This is a genomic window from Belnapia sp. AC561, from assembly GCF_979252845.1.
Genome location: NZ_CEEDBP010000022.1, coordinates 15,757 through 30,791, shown reverse-complemented (window position 1 = coordinate 30,791; position 15,035 = coordinate 15,757). Strand labels below are relative to the sequence as shown.

Sequence of the window (15,035 nt, the reverse complement as noted above, 5' to 3'; positions counted from 1 at the left end):
CAGCGACATGCCGCAGTTCGCCGCGACCATCAAGCACATCCAGGAAGGCGTGAAGGGCTTCACCGTCAGCGCCGCCGTGAAGAACATCGAGGGCTGGGAGGATACCCTGGGCAAGATGGATACTCCCGGCACCAAGGGCATCCTGCGCGACCTCGGCGCCCTGAAGAAGCAGCTGCATGCCGAGCCGATCGACGGCGATGCGGTGATGAAGCTGGTCGGCAAGCTGGGCAAGGAAACCGTCACCCTCGCCGGCAAGGCCGAGTCCAAGAATGCCGAGCAGGTGAAGGCCCTGGGCGAGGCGCTCAACGGCATGGCCTCCGAGCGCAACCCGGAGGCGTAAGGCCTCAGCGCACCAGGATCAGCCGGGACAGCAACCCCGCCGTCCCGGCGACGGCGATGACCACCGCCATGGGCATCGCCGTCCCGTCGTGCAGGGCGCCGACGACGCCGCCCGCCAGCGCGCCGCCGGTGAACTGCAGGGTGCCGATCAGCGCGCTGGCGCTGCCCGCCGTCCGCCCCTGGGAGGCCATGGCGAGGGCCGAGGCGACCGGCATCACCATGCCGATGCTGGCGACATAGACGAACAGCGGCACCACCACGCCGAGGAAGCTGCCGCCATGGGCAAAGAGCACCAGGGCGATGCCGGCGCCGGCCATGGAGAGCAGTCCGAACAGCAGCACCCGCTCCGGCGGCTGCCGGCTGGAAAGCCAGGCATTGAGCTGGGAGACGGCCATGATGCCCACCGCATTGCCGCCGAAGAAAAGGCCGTAATGCGCCGGCGCGACCTGATGCAGTTCCATGAAGACGAAAGGCGAGCCGGCGATATAGGCGAACATCCCGGCCATCGGCAGCACGCCCGACAGGGTCAGCCCCATGAAGCGGCGGTTCGACAGCATCCGCAGATAGACCATCAGGATGCCGCCCAGGCTGTCCCGCCGCCGCCGCTCCGGCGCCAGGGTCTCCGGCAGGACCAGGGAGACCACCACGGCCAGCCCCGTGCCATAGGCGACCAGCGCCCAGAAGATAGCCCGCCAGCCGCCGAGGCCCAGCAGCAGGCTGCCGATGGAGGGCGCCAGGATCGGCGCCAGGGTCACCACCAGCATGAGCCGCGACATCAGCCGGATGGTCGCCGGGCCTTCCGTGACGTCGCGGACGATGGCCCGCGCCATCACCATCCCGGCGCAGCCGCCGAGGCCCTGGACGAAGCGCCAGATGGTGAGCCAGCCGATGTCGGCGGTCAGCGCGCAGCCGATGGAGCCGGTGACGAAGATGCCGAGCCCGACCAGCAGCGGCGGGCGGCGGCCGAAGCGGTCCGCCAGCGGGCCGAAGACGAGCTGGGCGATGGCCATGCCGGCGAAGAAGGTCGCCAGGGTCTTCTGCACCGCCGCGGGATCGGCGGCGAGGCCGGCGGCGATGGCCGGGAAGGCCGGCAGGTACATGTCCGTCGCAAGCGGCCCGAAGGCCGACATGGCGGCCAGGACCAGCACCAGCAGGGCGGTGACGCGAGGCATATCATGGCTCCGGCGATGGCCGGTCCGGTTACCACCCCATACCGCACCGCACCATGGGTCAGGCGGCGAGGAGCGGCGCCGGGCGACGGCTGTGCCGCATTGCTGGGCGGCGCCGCCTCCGGCTGCCCAGCGGCTGCGCGAAACCGGGCGGCGCGGCCGATTTCGCCGCGGTCCCGCCCCTCCCCCGGCCGCGCGCCGCCGGTATCCTGCCGTCTTCCGGACATGGAGCGGGCCTCATGGACATCGGCATCTTCCTGCCCATCGGCAACAACGGCTGGCTGATCTCCAGCACCTCCCCGCAGTTCATGCCGAGCTTCGACCTCAACCGCGCGGTGACCGAGAAGGCGGAGGCCTATGGCTTCGAATTCGCCCTCTCGATGATCAAGCTGCGCGGCTTCGGCGGGCCTTCCGAATACTGGGACCACAACCTCGAAAGCTTCAGCCTGATGGCCGGGCTGGCGGCGGTGACCACGCGGATCAAGCTGTTTGCCTCGGTCGCGGTGCTGACCATCCCGCCGGCGGTCCTGGCGCGCATGGCGGTGACGATCGACAGCATCAGCCATGGCCGCTTCGGGGTGAACATCGTCTCCGGCTGGCAGAAGGCGGAATACGAGCAGATGGGGATCTGGCCCGGCGAGGCGCATTTCGCCCGGCGCTACGAATACTGTTCCGAGTACGTCCAGGTGATGCAGGACCTCTGGGCGACCGGCCGCTCCGACCTCAAGGGCGACTTCTTCCAGATGACGGATTGCCGGGTGAGCCCGCTGCCGACGAAGAAGATCGAGATCATCTCGGCCGGCCAGTCGAACCGCGGGATGCAATTCGCCGCCGAATACGCCGACTACAATTTCATCAGCGCCGGCGGCATCAACGACATCTCCCAGGTTGCGCAGCATACGGAACGGCTGGTGGCGGCGACCCGGGCCTCGGGCCGCACATGCGGGGCCATGCTGCTGATGATGGTGATCGCCGACGAAACGGATGAGGCGGCGATGGCCAAGTGGCACCACTACGTCGCCGGCACCGACCTCGAGGCGCTGGCCTGGCGGGACAGCCAGGCGGCCGCCGACACCAAGGCGGAGGCGCATAGCACGGTCGGCCGCATGGTCCGCTCCGACCGGGTGCCGACCAACATGCTGCGGCTCATCGGATCGTATGAGACGATAGCGAAGCAGCTCGACGCGCTGGCGGAGACGCCGGGGCTGCAGGGGGTGATGCTGACCTTCGACGACTTCCTGATCGGCATGGACCAGTTCGGTACCCGCATCCAGCCGCTGATGCAGTGCCGCAAGCATATCGCCCAGGCGGCGGCCTGATGATCGAGGAGGGACTGACCGCGCGGCAGCTCTATGCCGCGTTGAAGGCGGCCCCGCCGCGGCGGCGCTTCGGCTTCGGCCGTCGCGCCGCCCTGGTGAATGTCGACGTGCAATGCGCCTATACCCAGCCGGCGACCTACCCGACCGCCTATGAGACCGACCCCGACCAGATCGGCCACATGAACCGGTTGGCCGCGCTCTGCCGCAGCCGCGGCTTCCCCGTGGTCTGGACCTATGTCGCCTATCTCCCGGGCGGCGAGGATTGCGGCGTCTGGGGCACCCGCTCGGATACGCCGGACAGCCTGCAGAACATCCGGGAGGGCTCGCCGCGCGCCATGCTGGACCCGCGGGTGGAGCGGGCGCCGGGAGACATCGTGTTCAACAAGCGCATGGCCTCCGCCTTCTTCGAGACCAACCTGCGCTCCCTGCTGACCTTCCACCGGGTGGATACGGTGGTGGTCACCGGCGGCTCCACCTCCGGCTGCGTCCGGGCGACGGTGGTGGATGGGCTGTCCTGCGGCTTCCGGATGATCGTGCCGGAGGAAGCCGTGGCCGACCGGCACGAAAGCCCGCATTTCGCCAACCTCTACGACATGGCGGTGAAGTATGCCGATGTCCTGCCGGTGGCCGAGGTGCTGGCGGGCCTCGGCGGAATGCCGGGTGACGCATCCATGGCCAGGGGCTAAGAACCAGCGGAACGACGGAGCTTTCCCATGATCGACCAGGCCGCCATCGATACCCTGTTCCTGAAGGCCCGCACCCAGAACAAGTGGAAGGACGAGCCGGTCACCGAGGACCAGCTCCGGCAGATCTACGACATCCTGAAGTTCGGCTCGACCTCGGCCAATTGCTCGCCGGCGCGCTTCGTCTTCGTGACCAGCAAGGAAGGCAAGGAGAAGCTGGCGCCGGCGCTCTCCTCCGGCAACCTCGAGAAGACCATGGCCGCGCCGGTCTGCGTCATCGTCGCCACCGACATGGAATTCTACGAGAAGCTGCCGCAGCTGTTTCCGCATGCCGATGCGCGGTCCTGGTTCACCTCCAGCCCGGCGCTGGCCGAGGAGACCGCCTTCCGCAACGGCACCCTGCAGGGCGCCTACCTGACCATGGCGGCGAAGCTGGTCGGGCTCGACGTCGGCTCCATGTCCGGCTTCGACAAGGCCAAGGTGGACGAGGCCTTCTTCGCCGGCACCAAGATCAAGTCGAACTGGCTGGTGAACCTCGGCCATGGCGACCCGAGCGGCGTCTTCGGCCGCCTGCCGCGGCTGAGCTTCGAGGAAGCCTGCAGCATCGCCTGAGGCGCGCTGCGATCCGGGGAGGCGATGGCCACGCCACCTCCCCGGCCCTGTCCTATTCGGTATCGATCACCGGCCCGACCGCCGCGGCCACATCTAGCAGCGCCGCATCGCCGAAGCGCGGCCCGACGATCTGCACGCCGACCGGCATGCCATGCGACCCCTTCGTGCAGGGGATGCCGATGCAGGGCACATGCATCAGGGTCCACATGCTGTTGAAGACCGGGTTGCCGGTATCCTGCCGGCCCAGCGGCGCCTCGCCCACCGCGGCCGGCGTCAGCACCGCATCGAAGCGCGGGAACAGCGCGTCGAACAGCTTGCGGCAATCGGCCGCGAGGTTATAGGCGCCGACCAGTTGCGCCGCGCTGATATCGGCGAAATTCTCGACCCGGTCGCGGAAGTCGGCATGCAGCTTGCCATGCGCCTGGACGTATTCCTGCAGGAAGGCGCCGCGGCCCTCGCCGAGCAGCACCACGCGCTGCGCCTCGGTGATGCCCTCGAAGGCCTGCGGCAGCGAGAGTTCCTCGACCTGGGCCCCGGCGGCTTCCAGCCGCTTGGCCGCAAGCAGCAGGGCATTCTGCGAATCCTGTTCCGCCAGGTGCCAGTTCGGTCCCTGGCAGATGCCGATCCGCATCTGCTGCACCGTCTTGCCGGTGGGGGTCTCGATATCGAAGAGCCGGAAGGCCTCGGCCACCAGCCGCAGGTCGCCCGGCGCGCGGCCGTACCAGCCGATGGTGTCCAGCGTATGGGAATAGCGCTTGGCGCCTTCCGAATTCACCACGCCATGCGTCGGCTTCATCGCATAGACGCCGCAGAAGGAGCCCGGGCGGATGGTGCTGCCGCCGGTCTGGGTGCCGAAGGCCAGCGGCACCATGCCATCCGCCACGGCCGCCGCCGAGCCGGAGGAGGAGCCGCCCGGCGTACGCGCCGCGTCATGCGGGTTGCGGGTCAGCGCGCGCCTGCCACCGGAGGCGAATTCCACCGTATCCGTCTTGCCGAGGATGACCGCACCCTCGCCCCGGGCGATGCCGACGCAGGCGGCGTCGCGCCCCTGCTGCAGCCCCTGGTAGATCGGCGAGTTGTGGGTGGTCGGCATGTCGGCGGTGTCGATCATGTCCTTCACGCCGAGCGGCAGGCCATGCAGCGCGCCGCGGACGTAGGCCTTGTCCACCTCCCGCGCGTTGCGGACCGCCAGCATCGGGTCGAGCCAGGACCAGGCCTTGGTCACCGGCTCGCGCTCGGCGATGCGCTCGAGGCAGGAGCGCGTCAGGGCCTCGGCGGTCAGCCGCCCCTCCCGCAGCAGGGCGATGGCGGCGGTGGCGGTGAGTTGCCAGGGTTCCATGGCGGTCCTCCTCTCAGCTCCGCACCCGGAAGACGGGCATCGGCTCGACGAATTTATCGGTGACACGGGGCAGGCCGGCGGCGGTCTCGGCGACGGTCCGGGCGAGTTCCGCCATGCGCGCCAGTTGCGCCGGCGTCAATCCGGCAAGGCCGTGCCGGGCGGCGAAGGCGGCGATTTCCTCGGGGCCTGGTTCGGTCATCGCTAGGGCCTCAAAGCGCCGGGCGGCGGGCGCGGTGCGGGGTGGCGGCTTCCAGCGCGGCGGCGGCGCGCAGCACCGTCGCCTCGTCGAAATGCCGGCCCATGAGCTGGGCGTTCAGCGGCAGCCCGGCGGCATCGAAGCCGGTGAGTACCGACATGGCGGGATGGCCCGAAAGGTTGGCGACGTTCATCGCGCTTTCCCGGGTGAAGGCCATGGTCCCGGCCGCATCCTCGAAGCGCGGCGCGACGCGGAAGGCGCCGGGCAGCAGCAGCAGGTCGCAGCCGCCAAAAATCGCATCGGTGGCCCGCGCCAGCTGCCGCCGCAGCCGCTGCGCCGCGAGGTAGTCGGCGGCACGGACCAGGCTGCCCGAGGTCATCTTGTCCCGCAGCGCTTGGCCCATCAGGGACGCGCGCTCGCGGAAATCCTGCTCGTGGATCGACAGCGACTCGGACCAGTTGATGAGGCTGGCGGCGCGGCGGTAATCCGCCAGCGGCGCCGGAAGCGCTGCCTCGACCAGCCGGGCGCCGAGCCGTTCCAGCACCGCCGCCGTCGCCGCGATGCCGGCGGCGATCTCCGGCGTGACGCCCTCCGCCGCGACGAGCCCGATGGTCAGCCCGGCGACGCCGGCGTGCAGCCCGGCACGGTAGTCCGGCACCGGCTCCGCCGCGCTGCCGGGGTCCGCCGGGTCATGCCCGGCGATGACGTTGAGGACCAGGGCGCTGTCCTCGGCGGTCCAGCAGAGCGCGCCGGTGACGTCGAGCGACCAGCAATTCGGCAGCACCCCGGCCCGGCTGACCCTTCCATAGGTCGCCTTCAGCCCGGCCAGGCCGCAGGCGGCGGCCGGCAGGCGGATCGAGCCGCCGGTATCCGAGCCCAGGGCGAAGGGCGCGATGCCGGCGGCGACCGAGGCCCCGGCCCCGGTCGAGGAGCCGCCGGTGAAGCGGTCGAGGTCCCAGGGATTGCGGGCGGGTGCGAAGGGCAGGTCGAAGTAGACCCCGCCATTGCCGGTGCCGTATTCCCAGGTATTGAGCTTGCCGAGCAGGATGGCGCCGGCCGCCTCCAGCCGGGTGATGATATGCGCCGTACTGTCCGGCACGAAATCCAGCATCAGCCGGGACCCGGCGGTGGTCCGTACCCCGGCGGTGAAGTAGTTGTCCTTCACCGCGAAGGGCACGCCATGCAGCGGCCCGCGCCAGCGGCCGGCGGCGATCTCGGCCTCGGCGCGCCGCGCCGCGGCCAGGGCGGGTTCGGCCAGCACGGTGATATAGGCCTGCACCTGGTCCTCGACCGCGGCGATGCGGGCCAGCAGCGCCTCGACATAGGCGACCGGCGACAGGCGGCGGGCGGCGATGCGGCGGCCGGCCTCGGCGGCCGAGAGCAGGCAGGGGTCCTCGGTCATGCTTCGGTCAATCCCCCGCCGCCGGCGCTGCGGCGAGGTGCCGCCGGTGCACCAGCCGGAATACCGGCGGGGTCAGCGCCGCCACCAGGAAAATCCGCGTCACCTGCATGGTGACGACCAGCGCCACCTCGAGGCCCAGGGTCTTGGCGGTCAGGCTCATCTCGGCGATGCCGCCCGGCGCGGTGCCCAGCAGCAGCGCGCCCATCGGCTTGCCGGTCAGCAGCGCCAGGCCGATGGCGGCGGCGGCGCAGCCGGCCATCAGCAGCCAGACATGCAGCAGCGCGGGGAGGATGAAGCGGCGGGTGCGGGCCAGCATCGGCCGGTCGAAGCCGGCGCCGAGGTTGGCGCCCAGCGCCACCTGGGCGGTGGCGGTCAGCCAGAGCGGCACGCCGGACAGGGTGATGCCGCAGGCGGTGATGGCGGCGCTGGCGGCCAGCGGCCCCAGCATCCAGCCGGCCCGCAGCCCGCAGCGCAGCAGCACCCCGGCGGCGGCCAGCCCGGCGAGGAAGAGCACGGCATAGCCGGGGACGTAGAAGGGCAGGCTGGCGGCGATCTGCGGATGGTCGCCATGCAGCCCCGTCGCCGCCATGATATTGGGCACCAGCACCACCACGGAGACGACGCGGAGCAATTGCGCGACCGCCACCGGGGCGCCGGCGCCGCCATAGCCCTCGGCCAGCATCGCCATGTCAGCGGCGCCGCCGGGGATGGAGGCGAACCAGGCGGTGGCGGGATCGACCTGTCCGGTACGCGCCAGCAGCAGGGCCAGCCCGCCGCCGATGCCGATGGTGACCAGCGCCGCGGCCACCAGCAGCGGCATGTTGGCCAGCAGCACGGCGGCGGTGGCGGGGGTGAAATAGAGCCCGAGCGCCCCGCCGACCACGACGAAACCGAGATTCCGGGCGGGGCGGGAGGCCTCGGCCGGAGCGCCCGCGAGCCGGGTGGCGGCGACGGCGAGCAGCGAGCCGATCAGCCAGGGCAGCGGCAGGTGCAGGGCGGCGAAAGCCGCGCCGCCGAGGCCGCCGGCGACGGCGCCGAGCAGCAGGCGTCCAGCCTTGGTTCGGGTCACGCCTGTACCTCGGCCATGCCTGCCTTGCTCCACCCCATGCCGGCGGGGGTCTAGCAAGCCATGTGCCGGGGGTCATCCCGGGGAGCGCATATGGCAAGGCCGGGGCGGGACTTCCGTCCCCGCCCCGGCCCCCCTTGCCTCCCGCGGCTCAGCCCGCGCGGAGCGGCAGCGCCACGAAGGCCCGGCCGCCGTCGCGCTCGATCTGCAGCGCGATGGCCGGCCGGTTGTCGCGGCGGGCGGCACTCACCGCCTCCGCCACGTCGCCGGGGCGGGAGACCGTGCGGTCCCCGGCCCGCAGGATGACGTCGCCGGGCTGCAGGCCCTGGGTGGCGGCGACGCTGTCCGGCCGGACCTCCGCCACCACCACACCGGGGCCGGCCCCGCCCGGGGTGCCGCGGCCGCGCGGCGCCAGGGCCAGGCCGAGGCCGGTCGAGGGCGCCGTCGCCGGACCCGAGGACTTCGCTTCCCGTGAATCCGCCGTCTCGCCCAGGGTCACATGCTGTTCCAGCCGCTTCCCGTCCCGCAGCACCGCGACCGTCACCGCGGTGCCCGGCTTCACCCCGCCCACCGCTTCCGCCAGGTCGCGCGGCGCGGCGATGGCACGGCCGTTGAAGCCCACCACCACGTCGCCCGGCTGCAGGCCGGCCTTGGCCGCCGGGCCTTCCGCCTCGACCCCGCCGATCAGCGCGCCCTTGCTGTCCGTCACGCCGAGCGCGCTGGCCAGGGTCGGGTCGATCGCCTGCATCGAGACGCCGAGCCAGCCGCGATCGACATGGCCGGTCTCCTTCAGCTGGGCGATGACCGTCTGCGCCAGGGAGGAGGGCACCGCGAAGCCGATGCCGATGTTGCCGCCCGAGGGCGAGAAGATCGCCGCATTGACGCCGACCACCTCGCCGGCGGTGTTGAACAGCGGGCCGCCGGAGTTGCCCGGATTGATCGAGGCATCGGTCTGGATGAAGTCGTCATAGGCGCCGGCGCCGATCTGGCGGCCACGCGCCGAGACGATGCCGGCCGTCGCCGTCCCGCCGAGACCGAAGGGGTTGCCCATGGCCAGCACCCATTCGCCGACCCGGAGGCTGTCGCTGCTGCCGAAGGCGACGGTGGGCAGGGGGCCGCCGGCCTCGATCTTCAGCAGGGCGAGGTCGGTCTTCGGGTCGGTGCCGACCACCTTGGCGGGCAGCTGCCGGCCATCGGCCAGCTCGACCTTCACCGCATCGGCCTCGCCGACCACGTGGTTGTTGGTCACGACATAGCCGGCGCCGTCGATGATGAAGCCGCTGCCCTGGCCCATGGTCCGGCGCTCGCCGCCGTTGCCGCCGCCGGGCGCGCCGCCGGGGCCGCCCTGCTGATGCTGCTGGAAGAAGCGCTCGAAGGGGGTGCCGCGGAATTCGGGGGGAAGCTGGACCGGGGTGGCCTCGGTATGGCCCATGACGCTGATGCGGACCACGGCCGGGGCGACCCGGGCGGCGAGGTCGGCGAAATCCGGGCCGACCGGGCGCGGCAGGGCGACGGCGGTTGCCGGGCTCGCGGCGGGCTGCGCGGTGGCGGCGGGGGCGAACTGGGTCAGCGCGGTGGTGCCGAGGGCCAGCGCCAGGGCGCCGGCGGCGAAGATCTTGGTGCGGGGTTGGAGACGGGGCATCGGTTCTGGCTCCTCAAGGGCGTCCCCGAAGCGGGGATCGGCATGAGGGCCATGGAACACCCCGGCGTTTGCCCGCATCCTGCCCCGAACCATACCGATCCGTATGGTGGGCGGAGGTTGCGTGAAGATCCTGCTGGTGGAGGATGATGCGGAGACGGCCGGCTTCATCCGGCGCGGCCTGACCGAGGCCGGGCACGTGGTGGACCATGCCGCGGATGGCCCGGACGGGCTGCACCTGGCGATGGGCGGGGGGCCAAGCGGGGGGTACGACGTGCTGGTGGTGGACCGCATGCTGCCGCGGCTCGATGGGCTCGGGCTGGTCCGGGCGCTCCGCGCCGCCGGGCTGCGGACCCCGGTGCTGTTCCTGACCGCCCGCACCGGCGTCGGCGACCGGGTGGAGGGGCTGGAGGCCGGGGCCGACGACTACCTCGGCAAGCCCTTCGCCTTCGCCGAGCTGGTGGCGCGGCTGAATGCCCTGGCCCGCCGCCCGCCCATGACGACGGAGGCGACCATCCTCCGCGTCGCCGACCTGGAGATGGACCTGCTGCGCCGGGTGGTGACCCGGGCGGGCCGCCGGATCGAGCTGCAGCCGCGCGAATTCCGCCTGCTGGAATACCTGATGCGCCGTGCCGGCCAGGTGGTGACCCGGACCATGCTGCTGGAAGGCGTCTGGGACTTCCACTTCGACCCGCGGACCAGCGTGGTCGAGACCCACGTCAGCCGGCTGCGCGGCAAGCTCGGCGGCGAGGAGGCCGCGCCGCTGATCCACACCATGCGGGGCGCCGGCTATGTCATCCGCCCCCCAGACTGAGGCCCGCCGGACTGAGGCCCGCCGGACTGAGCCCCGCCTGGCCGAACCCGGCACGCGCTGGTGGCGGACCACCGCCTTCCGCGTCACCCTGCTGCACCTGCTGCTGACCCTGCTGGGCACCGCCGCGCTCTCGGGCGTCGCCTGGTTGGCCACCACCGGCTTCGCCCTGCGGCAGCTGGCGCAGGAGGTGGAGCGTGATGCGGGCGTGCTGATCCAGGCGGCGCGGCTGGGCGGGCCGCGCTCGGTCGCCGTCTCGGTGGAGGCGCGGCTGGCCGCCGATCGCAGCGGGACGCAATACTACCTGCTGGCGGGGCCGGACGGCACGCGCCTCGCCGGCAACCTGGCCCAGGCGCCGCGCGCCGCGGGCTGGGAGAACCTGCGGTTGGAGGGCCCGGACGACCAGGCGGCCGAGCTGCTGGCCTTCGGCACCGCCCTGCCCGGCAGCGGCTTCCTGGTGGTGGCGCGGGACATCGCCCCGGTGCGGCAGCTCGAATCCCTGCTGCTCGGCGCCGCCGGCTGGGTCGGCGGCGCGGCCATGCTGCTCGGCCTCGGCGGCGGGCTGCTGATGGGCCGCAGCGTCACCCGCCGGGCCGCCGCCATGGATGCGGCGCTGGCGCGGGTGGAGGCCGGCGAGATCGGCCACCGCCTCCCCGTGCGCATCGGCGGCGACGAGTTCGACCGGCTGGCGCGACGGATCAATGCCGCGCTCGACCGGGTGCAGAGCCTGATGCAGACCCTGCGGCAGGTGACCGACGACATCGCCCACGACCTCCGCACCCCGCTCGGCCGGCTGCGGCAACGGCTGGAGGGCGCGCTGCGGGCCCCCGACGACGCCGGCTGGCGGGAGGCGACCGAGGCCGCCATCCGCGACTGCGAGCAGTTGCTGGACATATTCGCCGCGCTGCTGCGGATCGCCCAGGTCGAGAGCGGCGCCCGTCGCGCCGGCTTCGCGAAGCTCGATCTCTCGGCCCTGCTGGCCACCGTCGCCGAGGTCTATGCCCCCGCCGCCGAGGAGCGCGGCCAGCGGCTGGACTGCGACCTGGCCCCCGGCGTGGCGGGTTGCGGCGACCCGGAGTTGCTGACCCAGGCGCTGGCCAACCTGCTGGACAATGCGGTGAAGCATGGCCGGGAGGGCGGCCGGGTCACCCTCTCCCTGACCTCCGCTGGGCTGGTCACCGTCACCGACGACGGCACCGGCATCCCGGCCGAGGCGCGCGGGGCGGTGCTGCGGCGCTTCCACCGGCTGGATGCGGCGCGCAGCCGGCCGGGCGCCGGGCTGGGCCTCGCCCTGGTCGCGGCGGTCGCCGAGTTGCACGGGGCGCGGCTGAGCCTGGGCGATGCGGCGCCCGGGTTGCGGGTGGAGCTGGCTTTGCCAGGAAGCGGCCCCGCGTCCAGCGCATCGGCTGCCCCCTTACCAGCGCCGCACGATCTGGCCTAAAGGCAGTGGTTCGGCTCTCCCCGAGGAATGATTCTCCGCCGTGACCGGCCTCGCCACCCCCCATCCCGCGCCATGAGCGACCCGGCTAGCGATCGGCAGCACATGGCGGCGGCGCTCGCCGTGGCGCGGCGCGGCCTGGGCAATACCTGGCCCAATCCGGCGGTCGGCTGCGTGCTGGTGAAGGATGGCCAGGTGCTGGCCCGCGGCTGGACCCAGCCCGGCGGCCGGCCGCATGCCGAGGCCGAGGCGCTGGCCCGCGCGGGTGAGAGCGCCCGCGGCGCCACCGCCTATGTCACGCTCGAGCCCTGTTCCCACTGGGGCCGCACCCCGCCCTGCTGCGACGCGCTGATCCGCGCCGGGGTGAGCCGGGTGGTCGTCGCCACCGGCGACCCCGATCCCCGCGTCGATGGCCGCGGGTTGCAGCGGCTGCGGGACGCCGGGGTCGCCGTCGAGCTCGGTCTGCTGGGGCCGGAGGCGCGGGCGGTGAATGCCGGCTTCGCCCGCCGCATCACCCGCGGCCTGCCGCTGGTCACCCTCAAGCTCGCCACCACCCTCGATGGCCGCATCGCCACCGCCGCGGGCGAAAGCAAGTGGATCACCGGCCCTGCCGCCCGGCGGGAGGCGCATGCCCTGCGCGCCCGGCACGATGCCATGCTGGTCGGCAGCGGCACCGTGCTCGCGGATGACCCGGAGCTGACCTGCCGCATCCCCGGCATGGCCCGGGTCGCGCTTGCCCGCGTCGTCGCCGACAGCCGGCTGCGGACGCCGCTGGCCTCGAAGCTGGTGGCGACCGCGCGGGAGGTGCCGACCTGGATCGCCACCCGGACCAACCGCCGGCCCAGCGACCTGGCGCCCTATCTCGCCGCCGGGGTGCAGATCCTCTCGGTGCCCAGCGCCCGGCCCGGCGTGGCGCGGGCCGGGCTCGACCTCGGCGCCCTGCTCGGCGCGATGGCCCAGCGCGGGGTGACGCGGGTCCTGGCCGAAGGTGGCGCCGGGCTGGCCGCCGGGCTGCTGCGTGGCGGCTTCGTCAACCGGCTGGCCTGGTTCCATGCGCCCGGGATCATGGGTGGCGATGGCCTGCCCGCGGTGCAGCCCTTGCCGCTTGCCCTGCTTTCCGCCATGCCCAAGTTCCACCGGGTCGCCAGCCGGCCCCTGGGCGAGGACTGGCTCAGCGAATTCGAGGAGGTCGAGGCAGCATGTTCACCGGGATCGTGACCGACCTTGGCACCGTGCGGGACATCCAGCCGCTGGGCGAGGGTAACGATATGCGCCTCGTCATCGGCACCTCCCCGGCCTTCCTGGGGGAGCCGGCGGCGGTGATCGGCGCCTCCATCGCCTGTTCCGGCTGCTGCCTCACGGCGGTGCAGCTCGGCGGGGATTTCTTCGCGGTCGATGCCTCGGCCGAGAGCCTGTCGAAGACGACGCTCGGCCGGTTGGTCGCCGGCAGCCGCATAAACCTCGAACGCGCACTGCGGATGGGCGACGAGCTGGGCGGGCATTTGGTCTCGGGCCATGTCGACGGCGTCGCCGAGGTGCTGTCCGCGGTACCGGAGAATGGCTCCGTCCGCTGGCGCTTCCGGCTGCCGCCGGGCCTCTCGCGCTTCGTCGCGGAGAAGGGTTCGGTGGCGATCGACGGCGTCTCGCTGACGGTGAACGAGGTTGACGGCGACGTCTTCGGGGTCAACATCATCCCGCATACCGCGGCGGTGACCACCTTCGCCACGCTGCAACCGGGCGGATTCGTCAATATCGAGATCGATACCCTGGCCCGCTACGTGGCCCGGCTGGTATCGACCGACATGAATTCCCGCGTGGCCGCGCCGCGCGGGACCGCCGCATAGGGGATTTCAGCATGACTGCCGCCGCGGCTTCCGGGCCATCCCTTTCCGGGCCATCCCCCGCGATCGAGACCAAGACCGTCAACTACTCCGACTTCATCTCCCCGACCGAGGAGCTGATCGAGGAGGCCCGCAGCGGCCGCATGTTCATCCTGGTGGATGACGAGGACCGCGAGAACGAGGGCGACCTGGTCATCCCCGGCCAATTCGCGACCCCCGCCGCCATCAACTTCATGGCCCGCTTCGCCCGCGGGCTGATCTGCCTGGCGATGGACCGCCGCCGCGTCGAGCAGCTCGGCCTGCCGCTGATGGCCCAGGCCAACGGCACCCGCCACGCGACCGCCTTCACCGTCAGCATCGAGGCCAAGGACGGCGTCACCACCGGCATCTCCGCCGCCGACCGTGCCCATACCATCGCCGTCGCCATCAACCCGGAGATGAGCCGCGAGCAGATCGTGACGCCGGGCCATGTCTTCCCGCTGGTCGCCCGCGACGGCGGCACCCTGGTCCGCGCCGGGCATACGGAAGCCTCGGTCGATCTCGCGCGGCTGGCCGGGCTCAACCCCTCCGGCGTCATCTGCGAGATCATGAACGACGACGGCACCATGGCCCGGATGCCGGACCTGGTCGCCTTCGCCCAGCACCACGGCCTCAAGCTCGGCACCATCGCCGACCTGATCGGCCACCGGCGCCGGACCGAGCGGCTGGTTCGCCGCGTCTCCGAGGGCCATATCGACCACGCCATCGGCGGCGAGTGGAAGTTGGTGGTCTATACCAACACCCTCGAATACGCCGAGCACATGGCCATGGTGAAGGGCGACGTCTCCGCCCCCGGCCCGGTGCTGGTGCGGATGCATGCCGCCAACCTGCTGAACGACACCGTCGTCGGCACCGGCTCGCGCGATCTGCACGACAGCATGCGGATGATCGACCAGGCCGGCCGCGGCGTCGTCGTCATCATCCGCGACTGGCGGCTGACCAACATGAGCGAGCAGGTGAAGAGCAACGCCGGCCGCGTCGCCCCGCCCGAGATCCGCGACTACGGCATCGGCGCGCAGATCCTGGCCGACCTCGGGGTGCGCGACATGGTGCGGCTATCGAACAACCCCCGGCCCATCGTCGGGCTCGAGGGCTATGGGCTGCGCGTGGTGGAAACCCGCGCGCTCATCCAGAAGGATTAG

The 15,035-nt window shown here is 72.1% G+C and carries 15 protein-coding genes; 9 read left to right on the top strand and 6 right to left on the bottom strand.

Annotated features, from left to right (window positions below; genetic code table 11):
* The first annotated feature begins 7 nt into the window (after positions 1–7).
* Positions 8–340: a hypothetical protein gene (locus AC0IW9_RS18005; RefSeq protein WP_471649664.1), complete on the top strand. Its 333-nt coding sequence runs from the start codon at positions 8–10 to the stop codon at positions 338–340.
* A gap of 4 nt (positions 341–344) precedes the next feature.
* Here AC0IW9_RS18005 and AC0IW9_RS18000 read toward each other — a convergent pair whose 3' ends face one another.
* A complete protein-coding gene (locus AC0IW9_RS18000) occupies positions 345–1,511 on the bottom strand; it encodes a multidrug effflux MFS transporter (RefSeq protein WP_471649663.1) in 1,167 nt (388 codons plus the stop codon).
* Between the two features lie 236 nt (positions 1,512–1,747).
* Between AC0IW9_RS18000 and rutA the strand changes: the two genes are divergently transcribed.
* From rutA to AC0IW9_RS17985, 3 genes are read left to right on the top strand one after another with little or no spacing between them, the layout of a single operon-like run.
* Positions 1,748–2,827 carry a pyrimidine utilization protein A gene (gene rutA / locus AC0IW9_RS17995; RefSeq protein ID WP_471649662.1) on the top strand — a complete coding sequence of 360 codons (1,080 nt, stop codon included), beginning with the start codon at positions 1,748–1,750 and terminating at the stop codon, positions 2,825–2,827.
* On the top strand, positions 2,827–3,513 hold the full coding sequence (locus AC0IW9_RS17990; protein ID WP_471649661.1) for an isochorismatase family protein: 687 nt from the start codon (positions 2,827–2,829) through the stop codon (positions 3,511–3,513). The genes rutA and AC0IW9_RS17990 overlap by 1 nt, the downstream gene beginning before the upstream one ends.
* Before the next feature lie 27 nt (positions 3,514–3,540).
* Complete coding sequence (locus tag AC0IW9_RS17985; RefSeq protein WP_471649660.1) at positions 3,541–4,122, top strand: malonic semialdehyde reductase; 582 nt, start codon at positions 3,541–3,543, stop codon at positions 4,120–4,122.
* A 52-nt stretch (positions 4,123–4,174) separates the two neighbouring features.
* On the opposite strand, the gene AC0IW9_RS17980 is transcribed toward AC0IW9_RS17985, so the two are convergent.
* From AC0IW9_RS17980 to AC0IW9_RS17960, 5 genes are all read right to left on the bottom strand, one after another.
* Complete coding sequence (locus AC0IW9_RS17980; RefSeq protein WP_471649659.1) at positions 4,175–5,461, bottom strand: amidase; 1,287 nt, start codon at positions 5,459–5,461, stop codon at positions 4,175–4,177.
* Between the two features lie 13 nt (positions 5,462–5,474).
* Positions 5,475–5,660, bottom strand: coding sequence for a hypothetical protein (locus tag AC0IW9_RS17975; RefSeq protein WP_471649658.1), 186 nt, complete (start codon positions 5,658–5,660; stop codon positions 5,475–5,477).
* Between the two features lie 10 nt (positions 5,661–5,670).
* On the bottom strand, positions 5,671–7,059 hold the full coding sequence (locus AC0IW9_RS17970) for an amidase (protein WP_471649657.1): 1,389 nt from the start codon (positions 7,057–7,059) through the stop codon (positions 5,671–5,673).
* Between the two features lie 7 nt (positions 7,060–7,066).
* On the bottom strand, positions 7,067–8,128 hold the full coding sequence (locus AC0IW9_RS17965; RefSeq protein ID WP_471649656.1) for an AbrB family transcriptional regulator: 1,062 nt from the start codon (positions 8,126–8,128) through the stop codon (positions 7,067–7,069).
* A gap of 148 nt (positions 8,129–8,276) precedes the next feature.
* Positions 8,277–9,767, bottom strand: a complete 1,491-nt coding sequence (locus AC0IW9_RS17960; RefSeq protein ID WP_471649655.1) for a Do family serine endopeptidase — start codon at positions 9,765–9,767, stop codon at positions 8,277–8,279.
* Between the two features lie 121 nt (positions 9,768–9,888).
* Between AC0IW9_RS17960 and AC0IW9_RS17955 the strand changes: the two genes are divergently transcribed.
* The 5 genes from AC0IW9_RS17955 (at position 9,889) to ribB (ending at position 15,035) form a co-directional block, all read left to right on the top strand.
* A complete protein-coding gene (locus AC0IW9_RS17955; protein ID WP_471649654.1) occupies positions 9,889–10,578 on the top strand; it encodes a winged helix-turn-helix domain-containing protein in 690 nt (229 codons plus the stop codon).
* The gene (locus AC0IW9_RS17950) at positions 10,556–12,016 is read left to right on the top strand and encodes a sensor histidine kinase (protein WP_471649653.1); all 1,461 of its coding nucleotides are present in this window, start codon (positions 10,556–10,558) and stop codon (positions 12,014–12,016) included. The genes AC0IW9_RS17955 and AC0IW9_RS17950 overlap by 23 nt, the downstream gene beginning before the upstream one ends.
* A gap of 72 nt (positions 12,017–12,088) precedes the next feature.
* Positions 12,089–13,231: a bifunctional diaminohydroxyphosphoribosylaminopyrimidine deaminase/5-amino-6-(5-phosphoribosylamino)uracil reductase RibD gene (gene ribD / locus AC0IW9_RS17945; protein WP_471649652.1), complete on the top strand. Its 1,143-nt coding sequence runs from the start codon at positions 12,089–12,091 to the stop codon at positions 13,229–13,231.
* Positions 13,213–13,857, top strand: coding sequence for a riboflavin synthase (locus AC0IW9_RS17940; RefSeq protein WP_471649651.1), 645 nt, complete (start codon positions 13,213–13,215; stop codon positions 13,855–13,857). The genes ribD and AC0IW9_RS17940 overlap by 19 nt, the downstream gene beginning before the upstream one ends.
* Positions 13,858–13,868: 11 nt before the next feature.
* A complete protein-coding gene (gene ribB, locus AC0IW9_RS17935; protein WP_471649650.1) occupies positions 13,869–15,035 on the top strand; it encodes a 3,4-dihydroxy-2-butanone-4-phosphate synthase in 1,167 nt (388 codons plus the stop codon).